The sequence below is a fragment of the Sporomusa aerivorans genome (assembly GCF_041428895.1).
Taxonomy (GTDB): domain Bacteria; phylum Bacillota; class Negativicutes; order Sporomusales; family Sporomusaceae; genus Sporomusa; species Sporomusa aerivorans.
The window spans coordinates 3047501-3065335 of the sequence record NZ_CP156926.1 but is presented as its reverse complement, the minus strand read 5'-3'; the positions used below and the strand labels follow the sequence as shown (position 1 = coordinate 3065335).

At 41.7% G+C, this 17835-nt stretch carries 15 protein-coding genes, 11 tRNA genes, 1 rRNA gene and 1 other RNA gene; 9 read left to right on the top strand and 19 right to left on the bottom strand.

Annotated features, from left to right (window positions below):
• Window positions 1–170: 170 nt before the first annotated feature.
• From SATMO3_RS14370 to SATMO3_RS14355, 4 genes are all read left to right on the top strand, one after another.
• Window positions 171–1445 (top strand): J domain-containing protein, encoded by a 1275-nt coding sequence (locus SATMO3_RS14370; RefSeq protein WP_371381439.1) that lies wholly within the window; start codon window positions 171–173, stop codon window positions 1443–1445.
• A 90-nt stretch (window positions 1446–1535) separates the two neighbouring features.
• Window positions 1536–1802, top strand: a complete 267-nt coding sequence (locus SATMO3_RS14365; RefSeq protein WP_371381438.1) for a YHYH domain-containing protein — start codon at window positions 1536–1538, stop codon at window positions 1800–1802.
• Window positions 1803–1915: 113 nt separating this feature from the next.
• Complete coding sequence (locus SATMO3_RS14360) at window positions 1916–3109, top strand: IS256 family transposase (protein ID WP_371373815.1); 1194 nt, start codon at window positions 1916–1918, stop codon at window positions 3107–3109.
• Between the two features lie 11 nt (window positions 3110–3120).
• Window positions 3121–3294 carry a peptidoglycan-binding protein gene (locus SATMO3_RS14355; protein WP_371381437.1) on the top strand — a complete coding sequence of 58 codons (174 nt, stop codon included), beginning with the start codon at window positions 3121–3123 and terminating at the stop codon, window positions 3292–3294.
• Between the two features lie 252 nt (window positions 3295–3546).
• Here SATMO3_RS14355 and SATMO3_RS14350 read toward each other — a convergent pair whose 3' ends face one another.
• Both SATMO3_RS14350 and SATMO3_RS14345 read right to left on the bottom strand, forming a co-directional pair.
• The gene (locus SATMO3_RS14350) at window positions 3547–4977 is read right to left on the bottom strand and encodes a hypothetical protein (protein ID WP_371381436.1); all 1431 of its coding nucleotides are present in this window, start codon (window positions 4975–4977) and stop codon (window positions 3547–3549) included.
• Window positions 4978–5248: 271 nt separating this feature from the next.
• The gene (locus SATMO3_RS14345) at window positions 5249–5944 is read right to left on the bottom strand and encodes a hypothetical protein (protein ID WP_371381435.1); all 696 of its coding nucleotides are present in this window, start codon (window positions 5942–5944) and stop codon (window positions 5249–5251) included.
• A gap of 195 nt (window positions 5945–6139) precedes the next feature.
• Between SATMO3_RS14345 and SATMO3_RS14340 the strand changes: the two genes are divergently transcribed.
• The 5 genes from SATMO3_RS14340 to SATMO3_RS14320 all read left to right on the top strand — a co-directional run bounded on the left by SATMO3_RS14340 (window position 6140) and on the right by SATMO3_RS14320 (window position 10039).
• Entirely contained in the window at window positions 6140–7558 is a 1419-nt protein-coding gene (locus tag SATMO3_RS14340) for a recombinase family protein (protein ID WP_371381434.1), read from the top strand.
• A 65-nt stretch (window positions 7559–7623) separates the two neighbouring features.
• Window positions 7624–7860, top strand: a complete 237-nt coding sequence (locus SATMO3_RS14335; RefSeq protein WP_371381433.1) for a hypothetical protein — start codon at window positions 7624–7626, stop codon at window positions 7858–7860.
• A 105-nt stretch (window positions 7861–7965) separates the two neighbouring features.
• A complete protein-coding gene (locus tag SATMO3_RS14330) occupies window positions 7966–8856 on the top strand; it encodes an RluA family pseudouridine synthase (RefSeq protein WP_371381432.1) in 891 nt (296 codons plus the stop codon).
• Window positions 8857–8913: 57 nt separating this feature from the next.
• Entirely contained in the window at window positions 8914–9843 is a 930-nt protein-coding gene (fba, locus tag SATMO3_RS14325) for a class II fructose-1,6-bisphosphate aldolase (protein ID WP_371381431.1), read from the top strand.
• 64 nt (window positions 9844–9907) lie between these two features.
• Window positions 9908–10039, top strand: coding sequence for a hypothetical protein (locus tag SATMO3_RS14320; RefSeq protein ID WP_371381430.1), 132 nt, complete (start codon window positions 9908–9910; stop codon window positions 10037–10039).
• Between the two features lie 45 nt (window positions 10040–10084).
• On the opposite strand, the gene SATMO3_RS14315 is transcribed toward SATMO3_RS14320, so the two are convergent.
• From SATMO3_RS14315 to SATMO3_RS14235, 17 genes are all read right to left on the bottom strand, one after another.
• Entirely contained in the window at window positions 10085–11143 is a 1059-nt protein-coding gene (locus SATMO3_RS14315) for an SIR2 family protein (RefSeq protein WP_371381429.1), read from the bottom strand.
• 62 nt (window positions 11144–11205) lie between these two features.
• A complete protein-coding gene (locus tag SATMO3_RS14310; RefSeq protein ID WP_371381428.1) occupies window positions 11206–12696 on the bottom strand; it encodes an AAA family ATPase in 1491 nt (496 codons plus the stop codon).
• Between the two features lies 1 nt (window position 12697).
• Window positions 12698–13246 carry a hypothetical protein gene (locus SATMO3_RS14305; RefSeq protein WP_371381427.1) on the bottom strand — a complete coding sequence of 183 codons (549 nt, stop codon included), beginning with the start codon at window positions 13244–13246 and terminating at the stop codon, window positions 12698–12700.
• 252 nt (window positions 13247–13498) lie between these two features.
• On the bottom strand, window positions 13499–13843 hold the full coding sequence (locus SATMO3_RS14300) for an MFS transporter (RefSeq protein WP_371381426.1): 345 nt from the start codon (window positions 13841–13843) through the stop codon (window positions 13499–13501).
• 379 nt (window positions 13844–14222) lie between these two features.
• Window positions 14223–15775 (bottom strand): 16S ribosomal RNA (locus tag SATMO3_RS14295).
• A gap of 162 nt (window positions 15776–15937) precedes the next feature.
• Window positions 15938–16014, bottom strand: a tRNA-Pro gene (locus SATMO3_RS14290).
• Window positions 16015–16023: 9 nt separating this feature from the next.
• Window positions 16024–16100: transfer RNA gene (locus tag SATMO3_RS14285), tRNA-Met, on the bottom strand.
• A gap of 16 nt (window positions 16101–16116) precedes the next feature.
• A tRNA-Thr gene (locus tag SATMO3_RS14280) sits at window positions 16117–16192 on the bottom strand.
• Between the two features lie 231 nt (window positions 16193–16423).
• Window positions 16424–16499, bottom strand: a tRNA-Met gene (locus SATMO3_RS14275).
• A gap of 7 nt (window positions 16500–16506) precedes the next feature.
• Window positions 16507–16591 (bottom strand) — tRNA-Tyr (locus SATMO3_RS14270).
• Between the two features lie 47 nt (window positions 16592–16638).
• Window positions 16639–16714 (bottom strand) — tRNA-Phe (locus SATMO3_RS14265).
• A gap of 101 nt (window positions 16715–16815) precedes the next feature.
• A tRNA-Arg gene (locus SATMO3_RS14260) sits at window positions 16816–16892 on the bottom strand.
• Window positions 16893–16919: 27 nt separating this feature from the next.
• An RNA gene (gene rnpB / locus SATMO3_RS14255) (RNase P RNA component class B) lies at window positions 16920–17249 on the bottom strand.
• Between the two features lie 22 nt (window positions 17250–17271).
• Window positions 17272–17348, bottom strand: a tRNA-Asp gene (locus SATMO3_RS14250).
• An 80-nt stretch (window positions 17349–17428) separates the two neighbouring features.
• A tRNA-Val gene (locus SATMO3_RS14245) sits at window positions 17429–17504 on the bottom strand.
• Window positions 17505–17613: 109 nt separating this feature from the next.
• Window positions 17614–17688, bottom strand: a tRNA-Glu gene (locus tag SATMO3_RS14240).
• Window positions 17689–17691: 3 nt separating this feature from the next.
• Window positions 17692–17767: transfer RNA gene (locus SATMO3_RS14235), tRNA-Lys, on the bottom strand.
• Between the last annotated feature and the right edge of the window lie 68 nt (window positions 17768–17835).

The following is a 17835-nucleotide window of genomic DNA, read 5'->3' as shown; positions in this document are numbered from 1 at the left end:
TTACTTTAGTATTACAATTGTCGATATATAAAACAATTTATAAATAAATATTCTAGCCGCGTTTTGATTATAAAAGAAAAACACAGCCGTCTATTGAGCATGCTGTGTTTTATTTGCACATTTTAACTTTCCCGAGATTGGACAAACACACTGACTTGTGGAGTGAAGTTATGAGAAACGAACCCCTCGACTACTACGAAATACTTGAGGTTCATCCAAAAGCTTCCCAGGAAATAATCAGAAAAGCTTACTTAACTTTATCTAAGAAATATCACCCAGATACTACTTCTCTAGACAAAACCTTCGCTGCAAAGAAAATGAAGCTCATTAATGAAGCTTATAATACTCTTTCAGATAAAGATTTACGTACGCGGTATGACCTATCGTATAGTTTGAAGAATCAGCCTAATGCCAATGAAAAGCGTTCTGATGATTACACTACAGATGACAAAATCAAGTTAGCTCTATTTGCCTGTTCAGAAATAAACAGCCTTTGTCAAAGCATAAGAAAAGAACCTGGCTATCAAAGGCTAAACTCTCAAGCATGTGCAAAAGCTTATAACCATTGGGGAAATTATGTTTTGCCTGCAATTACTAGTCTGCGTAGAAACGATATGGGGCCAGGTTTTTATTCAATGGTAATGGAACGTAATTCTACTTTTTTTAATGAATGCGCACTGACTTTATGGATTCTTGCTGGCGCATATACCTGGGCCGACGAATTTAGCCAAGCAAAAAGTTTACTAACAGAGAGTTTAAATTATGTTTATAGAAACGATGAGTTATATTCTAAAATCATGACAGCAATGGACAATGTAAATAAATCCCTTAATACCATAAATAAAGCACAAACAAATAATCAAGAAACACAAAAACCATCTGTGTCAGGAGGAAAATTTTGGGCTGTAGCTGTAGTGATAATTGGCTTTTTCCTTTGGGTCGCTATTCCTAGTACACCGAACAAAGGTTCAGTTAGTACAGCTCCAAAAGCATCTCAGCCTTCTGCCCAAACTTCAAAACAGTCACAACAGCCGGCTGTCCAGCTTCCAAATCCTAAGCTAGGTGTCAAAACTCAATATGTTCAGGGGGATCCCTATTCAAACAACGGCGGGCTTTGTCAAATAACTATTGATAATACACGTAATGACTTTCCTGTAATGGTACGTATCTGGAGTACTTCAGGTCAGCCACGCCCGGTAAGATCATTTACAATACGACAATCCGAGCAGTTCACGGCAGAAAGTCTTAATCCTGGAGCATATGAAGTGCGTTATGTGCATCTCTACGAAATTGGTGCTTCGAAAGAAGCTTACAAATCTGAACCCATGAACTTAATGGAACGTAACACTTCAGATGGCACCGAGTATTCAGCCATGCGGCTTACTCTTTACAAGGTTGCTCACGGCAATACGCATACATACAATATCCCTTTGAGCGATTTATAGCGAAATGGCGACCGTCGAAAAACGAAGTTAACAAGCAGTGTTTTATTTATAGGATTTGTCGAACACACGTTTTAGAAAGGATTGAATGATTTGACTTTAAAAACCACCTCTAAGTTCTTTGAAAAAGCGTTGGTAACTTTGCTAGTAGTCACCCTGCCCGTATCTTTTGCTAATGCACATCCCGGCCGCACCGACAGCAACGGTGGCCACTATGTCCGCACCGCTGGTTGGGGATATCCCGTAGGCTCGTATCACTACCATAACGGTGGACCATCTAAGCCTGCCAAGAAGAAGCCTGCTGATGTTGTAGATATAAAGCTGGTACAACAGAAGCTTAACGAACTGGGCTATGATTGATAATGTACAATAAGTTTCGCAAATTGAATTAAAAGAAAAAAGAGGACAAGTTTGCAGTCCAAAAGGTAAAATGAAGTCACCACAACACCATTTACCGAAAGGAGACTGCAAACATGTCCAAGGAAATTATACAGTTGAATGAGGAAATCATCAAGGGAGAATTGAAAGAACTGGTACGTAGCAGCGTGGAGGAAACGCTAAATAATCTGTTGGATCAGGAGGCTAGTGACCTGACGCAGGCTGCCAAATACGAGCGTACCGAATCTCGGCAAGGCTATCGTTCCGGTCACTACGATAGAAGTCTGACAACCACATCAGGAAATGTGACTCTCAAAGTCCCTAAACTCAAAGGGATTCCTTTCGAAACCGCAATCATTGAACGGTATCGCCGCCGGGAAAGCTCCGTAGAGGAAGCGCTAATTGAAATGTACCTGGCCGGCGTATCCGTCCGGCGAGTGGAGGATATTACAGAAGCTTTGTGGGGAACCAAGGTATCTCCGTCGACTATCAGCGAGTTAAATAAGAAAGCCTATGTCCATATAGAAGAGTGGAGAAACCGCCCCTTACAGGGCCAGAAATATCCCTATATCTATGTGGATGGAATTTATCTGCGCCGCAATTGGGGCGGTGAATATGAGCATGTGAGTGTACTTGTGGCAATCGCAGTCAATGAAGAGGGTTATCGTGAGGTTCTGGGCGCTGCCGAAGGTATGAAAGAGGATAAAGCCAGTTGGACAGAGTTCTTCAAATGGCTAAAAAACCGTGGCCTAACTGGTGTAAATCTGGTTATAGGAGACAAATGCCTAGGGATGTTGGAGTCGGTATACGACGTGTTTCCTGAAGCCAAATATCAGCGTTGCACCGTCCATTTCTATCGGAATGTCTTTTCAGTAGTACCTCGATCCAAAGTCAAACTAGTAGCTAAAATGCTTAAAGCAATTCATGCCCAGGAAAGCAAATCTGCTGCCAAAGAAAAGGCCAAACAGGTCGCTCAATCCCTGAGAGAAATGAAGCTCAAAGAAGCTGCCACTAAGATAGAAAACAGCATTGATGAAACGCTCACTTACACAGACTTTCCTTATGAGCATTGGACAAGAATTCGTACGAACAATGTGATTGAACGCTTGAACCGAGAAATTAAGCGCCGGACAAGAGTAGTCGGCACGTTTCCTGACGGCCAATCTGCCCTCATGTTAGTCTGCGCCCGCCTTCGTCACGTTGCCGGAACCCAGTGGGGCAGTAAAAAGTATATGAATATGAAACACTTAGAAACTACCGACCTTGAGTCGGGTTTTAGTGCTGACTGATTTTATTTAATATGGATTGCAAACGAATTTGCGAAACTATCTTGACGGTACCCTATGATTGTGGCGAAGCAGATGGTATTAAAGGAGAAAAAACTGAACAGTCAATAAAAAACTTCCAGGCTGATAAGGGCCTAGAAGCTAATGGAATTGTTGGTCCTAAAACCAAAGAAGCTTTGGGGTTGTAACGAAGCGTGTCCGTGATTTCAGGCCTTGCCTATCATCGACTTTAACCGCATTTCACTGGCTGCCTATGGTGGTATGCTTTCCGTTGTTAGTTTTGGAAATAAGGTGAATTTTAAATACCGGCGAATGTCGTTGATCCCGGGCAGTCTTTTCTTACAGTGGATGAGTGGCGCGATGTGGTTGGGAAGATTCAGGCAGCGCCGGGGGCTATGGTTGATATTAACTTGTGAAAGATAGTTAACCCTTCAGTTACGTTATCTCTTCTCATGAGTAATTTCAAAACTTATACCGATATTTGAAGTTTCATCGATGAAACCATATTCGAGCGCTACTTCTACAACTATATATCTTCTTGTATTAGTAACATATCTAATCAGCTCGTCCTTTTTAAACGGTAGATAAATATCGTTTGTAATATTATATAGATATTCTCCTTCACTATTCAACTTAGCCATTTCTAAGATGTCATCTTCAGGTATTTTCTCAAGAAATATCTTAATATCTAATAAATGCACATAAAATTTACTGCTATCTATCGTTAAAAGAAGATTGTCGAATCCTTCAGCTTTAATTTTAAACATCTGATCTTCAAATACTTTGAAATCTTCTTCTTTCTCAAAGTTATGAAACCAATTTCTATAACCTATTAGAGTATCCACATTTATCTTTGTTGTATTTAGTAAATCAAAAAATTTATTTAAGATATCTTTATCATCATAGGAAACTTTATGTACATGTATTTTTTTATATACTAAAAAGATTAAGATACGTAAAAAGTAATGATAAATTTCTGTTGTTAAAGAGTTTATATCTACAAGATTCGGAAATGTATTAAGCTTCATAATCTGTTTTTTGTAAAACTTAGGTTGTTCAGGTTTATTTTTAAAAATGGCTATCTTATCTATTATTTCAATCTTAATTTGTTCAATCTTTGAGGATATTGTTAATTCAAATTCACTAAAATCATTCGATGATGCTTTTTTCAATTCAGATATTTTGTAAACTTGTCCTAATGCACTATCCAGCTTATCAATTCTTTCAATTAAAGCATCATCACTAAGATTTTTGCCATAAAATAACTCTAGAAATTTTTTGTATTGATTTCTTAATCTTTCTTTGCTATTGCTTCCAAAAGTACTACAAAAATGAAACTCACGCTCTGAAATAATCGCATTAAAGTCTGTAATTAAAGAATTAACATCATATTCAGTGGTTACAATATAGAATACAAAAAACTCATCTACAACATAATCCATAATAACAAATTTTGCTCGACCAGTTTTAAATATCTCCCATGACGAAATTATACTTTTTGTTTCGTCAATTAAATTTTTATCAATTTTAAAACTATATTTTGCCGTATATAAAAAAGTATTTATCACACTTTTGTGTTTATTAATAAAATCAATTGCAAATTCTTTTGCTTTTTCATTTACTAATTCCTCTTTTTCAGCTAAGTAATATAGATAAATGAAAATTAAGAAGATAAAGCTCTCTTTATTGTTTTGGCGAGTTTTTCTTTCTACCACATCAATAAAGGTTTCTTTTAATAGATCATATTCACGATTATCTATTAGTGTTTTAGTATAATTACACAATTCATTATAAGCAACTTTTTTCATTTCAACAGAAATTTCCCCGTATCTATATGTTATATCTATAGCTTCATATAGCGATTTTTTCAATCTATTTTGTCCGTAATTATTATGAACATAAAGACAGTAATACACTGAAGACGAAAAATTAATTAACATCGAGTAATTATTTTTTGAATCATACTCTAGAGTATACAGATTATATCTTAAATGCAAAATATTTCTATACAAACTATCCCTATACTCTATATTCGCTAATTTCTTAAAATAGGCATTTCCAATTTCATTCCATATCCTGAAGCTACTTTTTTTGAGCTTAAATAAATTCGTTATTGACTCAAGCATTAAATAATTTATATTATTATTTTTCTTGCTCAAAAATATAAGAACATATACTTATATAATTTTCTTCCCAAAATTTATTTATATGATTATCGGATTGATTATTATTTATTATAATAAAAAGATCCTGCAAGATATTTAAATCCTTTTTAACTCTGGAAAAATAGTTATTATCTACTGCATATTTAATATCATCTGAAATTACGTTTAAAATCCCTTGCTTTTCCCCAAGCTGTCCATCTTCACAAATACTTAGGCAGTGTTCTTTTATTGCTTCTTCAATATACTTATCACCGTTAAATATCTTAAAGATATCGTAGACCATAACACCAATTAATAAGATACTAATTAAGAAAGTAGTTATTAGACTATTATAATAATTAAAAATTATAGAAATATAGCTTATAAGAATAAGAAATAATTCAAACAAAATTATGTTTCTGTGCTTTAATATATACGGTCTAATATGCATTATAAACCGCGAAACTGGTACTCCATATATCGTTTCCTTATAGGAACCTGCCAATAACGAAATAAGCGCTATTCCTAATGTAGCAACAGACGCTTGTACCTGAAAAATGGTATTCATTTGATCTTCGATATTATTAGATAGTAATACAAACGGATCAAAAATATCATTGTCATATAATAGAGCAATAACATAGCTAACTGAAATTAAAAATAATATTCCGCATTCAAATACTTTCCTTTTCAAAATACATGTCCTCTCTTCGTTAAAAAGGTATCAAAAAAGCGTCTCCCCTTTTCAATACTTTACAAATACAATAAAATACAATAAAAGTCCTTTATTATTTTTAAATACTCTAATTAACCTAATAAAGTGACATGCAAAGATATTAATGCAGCGTTAAAGTAAATGCGTATCTCATAGAAAACCAGGTGATTAAAAATGAATGCTATCTATTCCCGTGTAAGTACGGACGAACAGGCCCGTACAGGATATTCCCTACAAGATCAAATACAAAGCTGCCGGCAGCGCTTACTATCACTCGGCTTAGCCAATATCAATGACTACATTGACGATGGCTATTCCGGTGAGTTTCTCGAACGGCCGGCATTAGATAAGTTGCGGGATGATTTGCGCGCAGGAATTATAGAACATGTCTGTGTATACGACCCTGACCGGCTGAGCCGTAACCTTACTAATCAGCTTATTTTAGCCGATGAAATTGAAAAATCCGGTGCGAAACTTTTATTCATCACCGGCGATTATGATGCTTCACCAGAAGGACGGCTATTTTTCAGTATGCGTGGCGCCATATCAGCTTTTGAAAAAGCCAAAATTCGTGAGCGGTCCATGCGTGGTAAAAGGGCTAAAGTGTTAGCCGGTAAGCCAATCTTCTCCCGACCTCCTTTTGGCTATTCGTGCGACAGGAAAACCGATCAATATATCATTGTGCCGGAAGAAGCAGAAATAGTCCGTTCCATATTCGATTACTACGTAAACAAAAAATATGGTACCCTACCTCTTGCTGCCGATCTCCAAGCCAACGGCATAATCAATACCAGAACCGGAAGACCATTCTCAGCCTCAGTGCTGCACCATATACTTTCCAACGAACTATATGCTGGCACCAAATGGTCTTTTACAACTTACCAGAAACTGATCGCTCAAAAAAAGCGAAAGCTAATACACCGTGACAAGTCGGAATGGGTAGCCATCACTATCCCGGCCATTATCGATCAAGAGACATGGGAAAAAGCATGCGAAATCCGCGAACAAAATAAGGTATTAGCCAAACGTAATGCCAAGTATGAATATCTGTTATCAAGCGTCATAAAATGTGCCAATTGCGGTTACGCCATGCGCGGCATAACGTTCCCCAAACGCACCCAAAAAGATTACAGCTATTACGTGTGTACCGCTTATATTAACGGAAATGAATGCGATTGCCGCACCGGGATACCCGTAAAAGAATTAGACGAAGCTGTTTGGGATTATATCCAAAAAACATATTCAAAATCCTATAAGTCTAATAAGGGACGTCGCATAAAGGAAAAGCCACGTGAATCTACCGAGAGTCATTTAGCCAATTTAAAGGCTCGTAAGGTCGCAATTTTAAAATGGGTATCAACCGGTACCATCGACATGAATGAAGCCGAGAAAGAGCTAAATAACCTAAATACGGCGATAAATAATGTCATTGAGTCGCTAGAAAAGCAGCCGCAGGTAATTGATATTTCGCCCAAAGAAATATCCAACGCCAAAACACTTGAAGATAAGCGCCGGGTCCTTTTGAAGCTACGCATCACGGTTCATGCAAAAAAAGAGAATGGCCAGATCTCTTATGACGTAAGGGATTATTGACTTTCTAACATTGCGCTCGTATCATACACATGATTTGTATGCACGACGATAGTTTGGCAGCAGTTATGAAAAAGCATGGTTTTAAAATAAATGATAATGAGCTGGCAGATACCGAACGGCAATTGCTAGGTAGCCGTCTACTAATTCTGGCACTCCTACCGGGACTTATCCGACGCCATCGCCGGTTTGTCTACTACTACGGCTTACGTACAAATCCTATGGGTGAATATGTAAAAGAATCAATTTCATTGGAGCGGGAACATTTAACGGAATTAATCGGCATGGTACAAAACATAATCTAGGACTTTTTTTAAAAGGAGGCAGCTTGCCTCCTGTATTTTTTAAGAGGATTATTATTCAGGTATTACGAATACTAATAGTTACTTACATCCACCAGAGGAGTTACTATGCCTGAATTTGTAGTGCCGCCAAATATTTCTCCCCAGCCGGTAAAAGATTATTTGCGCCGCCGAGTTGGCTTGTCGCTGACTTTATGGCGCAAAATTAAAACAACCGGAACATTATTAATCAACGCCCTTCCTGCCACCATATGTACTGAGGTACATCCTGGCGACACAATTTCTGTCACCTGGCCTGAGGCTTCCTCTATTATTGCTGAAGCTTTACCTCTTGCCATAGCTTATGAAGATGATTGGCTGCTTGTTGCCGATAAACCAACCGGCATGCTGGTGCATCCGGCAGCAGGCCAACATTCGGGTACGCTTGCCAATGCGATAATGCATTATTATCACCAGCAAAGCTATTCCTGCGGGTTTCATCCAGTCAATAGGCTGGACCGCAATACCTCTGGGCTTGTTCTTATTGCTAAACGCCCGGATATTCAGCATTGGCTCAATCAAAACCAAAACTCAATAACTAAAGAGTATCTCGCGATTGTTTCTGGCACACCCGCTCCTGCCAATGGCCAGATTGATGCTCCTATCGGGCGTAAACCCAACAGTATAATCGAACGGGAAGTTCGGCCTGATGGGCAGCAGGCGATCACTCACTACCGTATTCTAACTAGCTTTGGCCAGGCAAGTTTGCTTGAGGTCCTGCTAAAGACCGGACGTACGCACCAGATTCGTGTTCATTTTTGTTATATTGGCTGTCCTTTGTTGGGAGATGATCTCTACGGGGGACCGGTTACTCTAATTACACGTCAGGCTTTACACGCAGCCAAACTTAGCCTGCCACATCCGGTAAGTGGACAAGTGCTTACGGTTACCAGTCCGCTGCCTGCAGACTTGGTCAATGTACTCAGCACACTTGGCGGGAAAAAATTAAATATGCTATAATGTATTTGAAATATGCTATAATATATTCTGTTTCAGGAAAACATAGGAGGGATTTCCATGCCATTAGTAACTTCAAAAGAAATGTTTAAAAAGGCTTATGAAGGCCAATATGCTGTTGGCGCGTTTAACGTCAATAACATGGAAATTATTCAGGGCATTGTCGATGCTGCCAAGGAAGAACAGGCTCCCCTCATCCTTCAGGTATCCGCCGGCGCCCGTAAATATGCCAAACACATCTATCTCATTAAACTGGTAGAAGCAGCCCTGGAAGATTCAGGCCTGCCTATCTGTTTACATCTTGATCATGGCGAGGATTTTGAAATATGTAAATCCTGCATTGATGGCGGATTTAGTTCTGTTATGATTGATGGCTCAAAGTTGCCTTTTGAAGAGAATATAGCCCTTACAAAAAAAGTTGTTGAATACGCGCATGCGCATGGCGTTGTTGTCGAAGCAGAACTGGGCCGTCTGGCAGGTGTGGAGGATGCTGTCAATGTCAGCGCTAAAGACGCGACCTATACAGATCCTAATCAAGCTGTGGAATTTGTTGAGCGCACCGGAGTTGATTCCTTAGCCATAGCAATTGGTACTAGTCATGGCGCTTACAAGTTTAAAGGTGAGTGCCGCCTCGACTTTGATCGCTTGGAAACTATTTCCAAGCTACTGTCTGACTTCCCGCTGGTGTTGCATGGTGCTTCTACTGTTCTGCCTGAGTTTGTCGAGAAGTGCAACAACTTTGGCGGCCAGATTAAAGGTGCTCAAGGCGTCCCGGAAGATATGCTGCTCAAAGCCGGTAAACTTGGCGTATGCAAAATTAATATTGATACCGACCTTCGTTTAGCCATGACGGCGTCGATTCGCGAGCATCTTGCGAACAATCCTGCAGATTTTGATCCCCGTCAATATCTTAAGCCTGCCCGTGAAGCCATCAAGGGCATGGTTAAACATAAAATCCGTAATGTCTTAAATTGCAGTGGCCGCCTGTAAAAGCAGCATATAATTTCTATAATGGGAGAAATTAAAGGTACCATTTATAGAAAGGAGCTGCCAAATGCACGCTAATAACATAAATTACGCATCCTTGTCGGCTGAAGAGCTCGACACTATCAAAAAGTTTGAAAACGAATTTGCCACTAAGCATGGCAATAGCATTTTTCTTCTTGCATTTGATCAGAATAAATAACAAATCAGAAAATGAAAAATAAGCCGCTTGCGGCTTATTTTTTTTTCATATATGCATCTCCGGATGTTCACAGAACTCTTCGAAGGTATCTTTTGCAAAACAGACATGTGTTCCCAAAAATCGCATGTAGCGATTCTTTTCCTCTTCACATGTTTCAGTTTCTTTTCCCGGATAATTATTAATAACCGTTATTTTCAATTGGTCATCACGACTTGTCTGGATACGCTTAAGTAAATATTTGATGTGCATATCCGCATCAGGAAAAGAATAGCCGCAAAATATCAGGTGCCCAATATCTTTTAAACTTGCTTCGGCTTTATGCCAGACAATAGTTAAAAAACTGTTAGACATATCTTTAAAATAGGTTGGCGGCACAATCACCGGAGTCTTTACAGAACGGCACCTGCTGCATAGCGCCGGCGACGGATCTGCCAAAAGCTTAAGCATGCCTTTTTCATCCTCGACTACATTCAGTGAATTACACGCTGGACAGTAAGACCAGTTTAGCGACCCATGCACTTTATAGAGCGGTACAACAGGCATGCGTTTGCCATGGCAGTCATCAAACCGGGAAAGAGAACATTCCATCCCGTAGTCTAAAACAATATCTTCTCTGCCGGCTAACGCCCGGTCAATCAAAACATCATAATTAGTGGATAAAAAAACCATCTCCGTAAGATATCCTAGATCTCCCAGGCGATCAACTAATAAACGGTGAAGACCTTTGACGATGGAAGTTTTATCTTCAAGTACCTCTGCCATCAACAGCACCAGATATTGACGGATAAAGCCAATCCGGTTGCAGTCTGACGCTATGTTTTCCAAATCAAAATTTTTAAATGACTGGCGCTTGCGTACCGCCAAATCTAAGAGACCTATGGCTTCCTCAAATGTCGGAAACTCAACCGTATCCAAATCGTCATTTAGTACATCAATATAAAACATTTGTTTAAAATAAGCACGTAATTCGTTAACCCGTTTAATATCACTATAATCTTTTTTTTCACGCAAAGCTTTAAAATATTTTCTAAAAAGCATGCTCTGTACAGGTGCACCTTCAGCAGCAGATGCGCCGCCACCAAAAAATATAGCTGTTTTCATCATACAATTTTTAATTTCTCCACTGCATACCATAATATGCATGTAACTACCCTATCGGCAGTAGACTAGAAGACCTGCACGGATGTACCGATTGCATCCCTGAACTCGTTGCCGGATAAACATTCCCTGCTCATAACCAGATCGACTAGCTGAGTAAAAAGCGCTTTCTTATTGTTAATAAGTTTTTTTACCTGACTCTCCACTTCGTTAATAATGCCGGTAATCGTTTTATGGAGTAATTCTTTGGGGACGTCTTCGGGCGAAACAATGCCTAGCTCGGACATACCTCCGAAAACTATTTGTTTTGCCAAATCAGCAGCTTGCTTAAAGTCATTTGCTGCACCTGTACTGCGCGCCCCAAGGAAGGTTTCTTCTGCAATCGCCCCAGCAACAGCTATTGCCATTTTCCCTTTTATAAAATCCACAGTATATAGATACTTATCATCTTGCTGTGTTTGACGCACATAACCTAATGCGTTTCCCCGCGGCACAACATTAACACTGGCTACCGAGCCTGGCTGAGTACACTCACTTAGCAGTGCGTGACCTATTTCATGAATGGCAATTCGTTTCCTTTCTTCCGAACTAGGAATTCTATCTAATTTCTCACCCATAATAACTTTTTCAACCGCACTGCGCAAATGCTGAGCGGTAATTACATTTGACTTTTCCCGAAAAGCTAAGATAGCAGCCTCGTTAGCCACACTCTCCAGGTGGGCCCCGGAAAATCCGAATGTATCATTGGCCACGTCATTGAGGACAACTTCTTCAGCCACTGGCTTGTTCCGGGTGTGTAATTCCAAAATTTTTAGCCGTCCCTTCTTGTCAGGTAAATCAACTTTAACCTGCCGGTCAAAACGACCAGGACGAAGCAGTGCGGGATCGAGAATATCCACCCGGTTTGTTGCACCAATGACTAATATGCGAATGGTATCATTAGCAGATATCCCATCCATTTGTACTAAAAGCTCATTCAATGTCTGGTCATATTCCAAGTGGCCGCTGTTTTGGCCACGTTTTCCACCTAGTACTTCAATCTCGTCTATAAAGATAACCGCGCTTTTTTTATTATCACGTCTTGCTGTATTAGCTGCCTGTTTAAATAATTGACGTACACGCTGGGCGCCAACACCAACATACATTTCAACAAACTCTGATCCGCTTGCTGCCAAAAATGCAGATTCAGTAAATTGTGCAGCCGCTTTAGCCAAAAGAGTTTTTCCTGTTCCTGGCGGCCCATTAAGCAGGATGCCTTTGAGTGGGCGGATGCCCAGTGACTTTATACGTTCAAAATCTTTTATGAACTCAAGAGCCTCACAAAGCTCGCCTTTGGCTATATCTTGACCGCCAATATCATCAAAGCTTATTAAAGGCTCTTCGCCAGACCGTTTAGCAACACCCGCAAAAGTTTTACTGCCAGATCGTTTGCCAGCAACATAATAGAAAGCAGCTAAAATACTGCCTAAAAAAATTACCGGCATTACATCCACACCTTCAAATACCAGGAAGATAAGGATTGCGGCTATGATACCAATAATAATTTCAATATGTGGCATATTATTTCACCCCCTGGCCACTGTCACTACGGGCAATTACCATATACATTTCTGCATCGGCTTTTGTCATCTGCAGGTAGATATTTTTTGTATCTACATATATTTTTACTGCTATCCCCACCTTCTGGGCCTTTGCTTCAATCTTTTCAGACATAATGGCAAAGTTTCCGTTAACACTTGCTTCTTGCACATAATAATGGACAGTATAGAAAAACTGCTCTAATTCGGGTGTACGATTATCCTGAATAACAATATCGTACTTTTTACCGCCATCAATATTTTTTAAGCCATCAATAATTGCGGTATAGGCTTTTTGTAAATCAGGAACATTCGCAAGCTTTACGAAGATCTTGTTTTTGTCACTATTTTTTCCTTGTTCATTGATACGGCCAATGCTAACTGATTCCACACCTTTAATGCTTTGGAACATATCGCTGATAGGCTTGGCTACCGCGTATTTATTCCAAAATAATTGACCGCCGAATAGAAGGGCAAGGGTAATCACGAGAGCCAGACATCCTTTAACCCAATTATAATCCTTTTGTGGCATATTCCCAATGCCCCCTTCCTATATATATTGGTTATTATTTTGCAGTACTAATAGTCGTTAAAATTATATCATATATTGCTGTTTCAATATAGCGTAAATAATAGCCAGGGAAGTGGCATACCTTGCCACTAACGTGTCAATACTATACTACATACTGCAGACATTCTACTTCTTGTCCCTTCTGTTCCGTGATCGCAGCCGTGTATAACAGCAAAAAACCCTGCTCGCAAAATGAGCAGGGTTTTTATGCATTTAATCTATTAGCTCTTTATTCTTTGTCTCAGGAATCAAAAAGTACACGTTAATAGCCGCTGCAACATAGATGAAAGCCAGCAATGCCAGCGCTCCTGACAAGGTGTACTTAGCAGCTAATATGCCAATTAGTACAGGAGCCAAGCCGCCTACGGCACGACCAGTATTAAATATAAAATTCTCAGCAGTAGAACGTGCATCTGTTGAATAGTTCTCAGATAAGAGTGCACCATAACCCGCCATCATACCATTGCAGAAAAAGCCAAGAATTGCACCGCCTACCAGTAGACTTTCGCCAGTGTGCCTGTCGATTCTAAAACTCCTGTACTGCTTGGATCTGTCCATTATAACTTCCTCCCAAAATTAAAAGGCTTTCTGTCCTGAAGCGACAGAAAGCCTTATTGAGCTAATTCTTAGCACAATAAACTCAATAATAGATAATCAAGTTTTGACCTTGTCAGCCTCACAGGACTGTTTTAAAGGATCCCAGTATACTTTTTTTAGATTATTACATATGTTTATTAGTTTGTCAATAGTTACGTCGAATTTAGTTATATTATACACTAGTTTGCCTTTATAAGTAAAAAACCTACGAAAAAGTTCATTTTCGTAGGTTTTTCTCAACTCTTCATTCCCTCAAAACCAAACAATGTAAGAGTTATCATCTGCCTGATGTGTCGACCTTGGAAGTAGTTCAGGTGTTACCCCGAACGGTTCTCCCTAGAAAGGAGGTGATCCAGCCGCACCTTCCGATACGGCTACCTTGTTACGACTTCACCCCAATCATCGGCCCCACCTTAGACGGCTGGCTCCTTACGGTTACCCCACCGGCTTCGGGTGTTTCCAACTTTCGTGGTGTGACGGGCGGTGTGTACAAGGCCCGGGAACGTATTCACCGCAGTATGCTGACCTGCGATTACTAGCGATTCCGACTTCACGGAGGCGAGTTGCAGCCTCCGATCCGAACTGAGAGCTTGTTTATGCGTTTCGCTTACCTTCGCAGGCTTGCTTCGCTTTGTTTAAGCCCATTGTAGTACGTGTGTAGCCCAGGACATAAGGGGCATGATGACTTGACGTCATCCCCGCCTTCCTCCGCATTGTCTGCGGCAGTCTCCCTTGAGTTCCCACCATAACGTGCTGGCAACAAAGGATAAGGGTTGCGCTCGTTGCGGGACTTAACCCAACATCTCACGACACGAGCTGACGACAGCCATGCACCACCTGTTTTTGTGTCCCCGAAGGGAGGGATCTATCTCTAGACCTTTCACTCAATGTCAAGCCCTGGTAAGGTTCTTCGCGTTGCGTCGAATTAAACCACATACTCCACCGCTTGTGCGGGCCCCCGTCAATTCCTTTGAGTTTCAACCTTGCGGCCGTACTCCCCAGGCGGGGTACTTATTGCGTTAACTCCGGCACAGGAGGGGTCGATACCTCCTACACCTAGTACCCATCGTTTACGGCCAGGACTACCGGGGTATCTAATCCCGTTCGCTCCCCTGGCTTTCGCGCCTCAGTGTCAGACACAGTCCAGAAAGTCGCCTTCGCCACTGGTGTTCCTCCCAATATCTACGCATTTCACCGCTACACTGGGAATTCCACTTTCCTCTCCTGCACTCAAGATCTCCAGTTTCCTGCGCCCATACGGAGTTGAGCTCCGCACTTAGACACAAGACTTAAAAATCCACCTACACGCCCTTTACGCCCAATAATTCCGGACAACGCTTGCCACCTACGTATTACCGCGGCTGCTGGCACGTAGTTAGCCGTGGCTTCCTCCTTTGGTACCGTCATTACCTTGCATTATTTACACAAGATACGTTCGTCCCAAACGACAGAGCTTTACGATCCGAAAACCTTCTTCACTCACGCGGCGTTGCTCCGTCAGACTTTCGTCCATTGCGGAAGATTCCCCACTGCTGCCTCCCGTAGGAGTCTGGGCCGTGTCTCAGTCCCAGTGTGGCCGTTCATCCTCTCAGACCGGCTACTGATCGTCGCCTTGGTGAGCCATTACCTCACCAACTAGCTAATCAGACGCAGACCCATCTCTAAACGGTAGCTTATATATAGAGGCCACCTTTCTTAACTCAGTCATGCAACCAAGTCACCACATTCGGTATTAGCACCACTTTCGCGGTGTTGTCCCCAGTTTAGAGGCAGGTTGTCTACGCGTTACTCACCCGTTCGCCACTAGGAGTTACAAGTAACTCCCCGTTCGACTTGCATGTGTTAGGCACGCCGCCAGCGTTCGTCCTGAGCCAGGATCAAACTCTCCAATAAAGTTTATTTATTGAAGCCATTTGTTGGCTCATAAAAATTTAAAAGAAATTATTTAATGTGCTCAAACGAGCACCGCACATCTGGCATATGATGCATTACTTACATTGTTCAGTTTTCAGGGAACGTACGCAAGGATGCGCTTATAATCCAGCAATAAAATACTGGTCGGAGCGGCAGGATTCGAACCTGCGACCCCCTGGTCCCAAGCCAGGTACTCTACCAAACTGAGCCACGCCCCGATTATTGCCTGGTGGCGGCGCAGGGATTTGAACCCCGGACACTTCGGGTATGAACCGAATGCTCTAGCCAACTGAGCTACGCCGCCATATTAAAAATATAAATGGAGCTAGTGACCGGGATTGAACCGGTGACCTTATCCTTACCAAGGATACGCTCTACCGACTGAGCTACACCAGCACATCACACAAACAGGTTATTAGCGCCTATCTGCTTCGTTGCTCCTCAAAACGCTTGCTTACGCACTTCCCAGTGCGCCGCGCTGCGCGTTTTTCCGGTGCGCCTCGCATCTGGACACTACTAACCTGTTTGCGGCCTTGTGTCGGATACGTGCTTGTCGCAGATTGAGCTATTCTTTATAAAGCTTCGCTTTATAAAATCGAGTTTTACATAAGCGAAGCGATAGTATCATGGTTGCGGGGACAGGACTTGAACCTGTGACCTTCGGGTTATGAGCCCGACGAGCTACCAACTGCTCCACCCCGCGATGTTATTGGTGGAGGGAGGTGGATTCGAACCACCGAAGTCAAAGACGGCAGATTTACAGTCTGCTCCCTTTAGCCACTCGGGAATCCCTCCAGATTGTTTGGAGCTGGCGATAGGAATTGAACCCACAATCGCATGCATGGTGCCTCAGGGCAGAATCGAACTGCCGACACGAGGATTTTCAGTCCTCTGCTCTACCGACTGAGCTACCGAGGCGTTAAGCAGCGAACCAGGTTGTCACGAGCCGCAAAGGCGACATGAGAACCTACGTAAGTCGCTTAGTTCTGAGCGTAGTGAAGAACTTCCACTCAATAAAATGGCGACCCCGGCAGGATTCGAACCTGCGACCTTTTGATTCGTAGTCAAACGCTCTATCCAGCTGAGCTACGGAGTCTCTTTATATATTACAGCCTTCATTAAAAACCGTAAGCCAGTTTCTGTTTTAGGAAATTATTTATCTAACGCACCGAGTGCGTTCTCCCCTTCGGTTTGTTTCCCTACAGGAAGTTCCCCTACCAAAATTCGGGTTTCTGCCTCGCGGAGTTTACCACTTTTCACTAGACTGTCGCCAGTCTACTCATTCTCTGTGCACTTTATGACTACTTTCGGCTACGTGAGTCAATTTCATCGTCGTCAGAGCTTAGCTCTGCCCCATCTTGCGATGGGCGCGAACACTACAGCCATCTCAGGCCGTGGCAGTCTGGACTTTCCTCAATACTACACTAATGCAGTACCGCAATTTCCCGTTTTTAAAAAAGGCTGGAATTTTTTTATGGCGACCCCGAACGGATTTGAACCGTCGATCTCCGCCGTGACAGGGCGGCATGTTAGACCGCTACACCACGGGGCCGCATTATTCGATTTTCGACTTTAGACCTTCGATGTTCGATAATTATCGAATGTCGAGCGTCTAGCATCGAGTATCGAGATTGGTGGGCGATGACAGGATCGAACTGCCGACATCCTGCTTGTAAGGCAGGCGCTCTCCCAGCTGAGCTAATCGCCCGTATTCTAGATAATAAAGGAATACGCTTCCTCACTTCCGCTCGGAAGTAAGCGACTCACTCAGGTTCTCATTTCGCCTATCGGCTCGTGAGAACCTGGTTCGCTGCTTATGGTGACCCGTAAGGGAATCGAACCCTTGATACCGCCGTGAAAGGGCGGTGTCTTAACCGCTTGACCAACGGGCCAGTTGGTGACCCACCCGCGACTCGAACGCGGGACACCCTGATTAAAAGTCAGGTGCTCTACCGACTGAGCTAGTAGGTCATTACATTTGATTGCTCAAGGAATTATATTTTACCATATCTACTTATACATTTCAATAAGTACTTTTT